Raw genomic sequence first — 1,347 nt, forward strand, 5'->3', positions numbered from 1 at the left:
GGGGACTCAGCTCAAAAGTTATGGGAATCGTTGCCTAGTGTCTATCGACAATGTGCGATTATTTACACTGATTTCTACTCGTCTTATCCAGTTGTCCTTCCCAGCAAACGTCATAGGGCAGTCGGTAAAGAAACGGGAAAGACCAACTATATTGAGCGATTCAACTGTACGTTACGTCAACGAGTATCTAGACTAGTTAGAAAGACCTTATCCTTTTCTAAGAAGTTGGAAAATCACATTGGTGCCATTTGGAATTTTATTCATCATTACAACACTTCTTTACCTCCGTGTGCGTCCTTTCCTTTTTAGGACTACCCGATTTGGTTTTCGGTCGATCTGAAGGCGACTTCGGCTAATGTGCCTTGTACTGGCACTTTGTCGGGTTTGTAGGTGGTGGGCTTGATATGGTGCTGACGGATTTCTTTGGCGATTTCAGGTAGTTTATGGACGGATTTCACGCAGAAGGTATCACCATCAAAGTCCATGCCGCAATAGTCACGGGCGATGTCTGGGTTGACATACATGGTTCCCTGTTGGTTTAAGCCTTTGATGTGTTTGTTTGTCCAAATCTGTAGGTCATTGCGATCGCGGATGGGATAGCGGAATCCGACATATTCGCCTTCGGGCATTTCGGGGATACTCATTTCGAGTTCTCCCAGTTCGGGACAGGGTTGTGCCATGAAACTGGAGAAATTGATACCGCCACTGGTGGCTAGGGTTAACCACCTTCTTCTTACTAAGTCCTCAATCTTTCGCACCACATAGGGATGTTCGAGCAGTTGTCCGTGAATGTCATGTTTGAGGATTTCCGCGAGGATTTTGCCATCGGCTTCTTCTTCGTTGGGTTCGGCTTCGGGGTCGTCTGTTTTAACCCATTGCTCTGTTTGTACGAGTTGGCAGAGTTGTTTGATGTCTCTCTGCGCGGCGACTAGGGTTTCCGCTTTCTGTTGGGTGGTGGGTAAGACATCTTGGGCGATCGCTTGTTGGCTAAACCATTGCCAGACGGTATAGGAGGTCTTGACTCGCCGCTTTTGGGCGAAGTTGACAATTCCTAGTTTTAGGTTGGCGAGTTTATGGATACCTAACGCTGGTTTATGTCCTTTAAAACATGATAATGGCAGAATTAGGTCGAGGCCTTTGGGGCAGTTTAGGCTGAGTTGTAAGGTTCCTTTGGCTACCCATTGATTGGCGATTCCTGCGCGAAATTGGAATGGGGTATTGGCGGGGATGACAAAGTCTTCGCTTTGGCGCAGTTGGTTAAGCAATTCATGGCTAATTTTGCCGTGACAGTCATCGGTGCGATGCTCTTTGTCTTGGACAATCAGGATAGTCACTCCTTCGATGCTA

Annotated in this window: 1 protein-coding gene and 1 pseudogene; one reads left to right on the forward strand and one right to left on the reverse strand. The window is 47.0% G+C overall.

The window, feature by feature from the left end:
• Positions 1–309 (forward strand): IS1 family transposase (locus PSE7429_RS27445; protein ID WP_267879033.1); only part of this gene is annotated, 309 nt, incomplete at its 5' end.
• A gap of 2 nt (positions 310–311) precedes the next feature.
• On the opposite strand, the pseudogene PSE7429_RS22765 reads toward PSE7429_RS27445, so the two are convergent.
• Positions 312–1,347, reverse strand: a pseudogene (locus PSE7429_RS22765) (hypothetical protein); the annotation flags it as partial.

This window comes from Pseudanabaena biceps PCC 7429 (assembly GCF_000332215.1).
GTDB classification, from domain to species: domain Bacteria; phylum Cyanobacteriota; class Cyanobacteriia; order Pseudanabaenales; family Pseudanabaenaceae; genus Pseudanabaena; species Pseudanabaena biceps.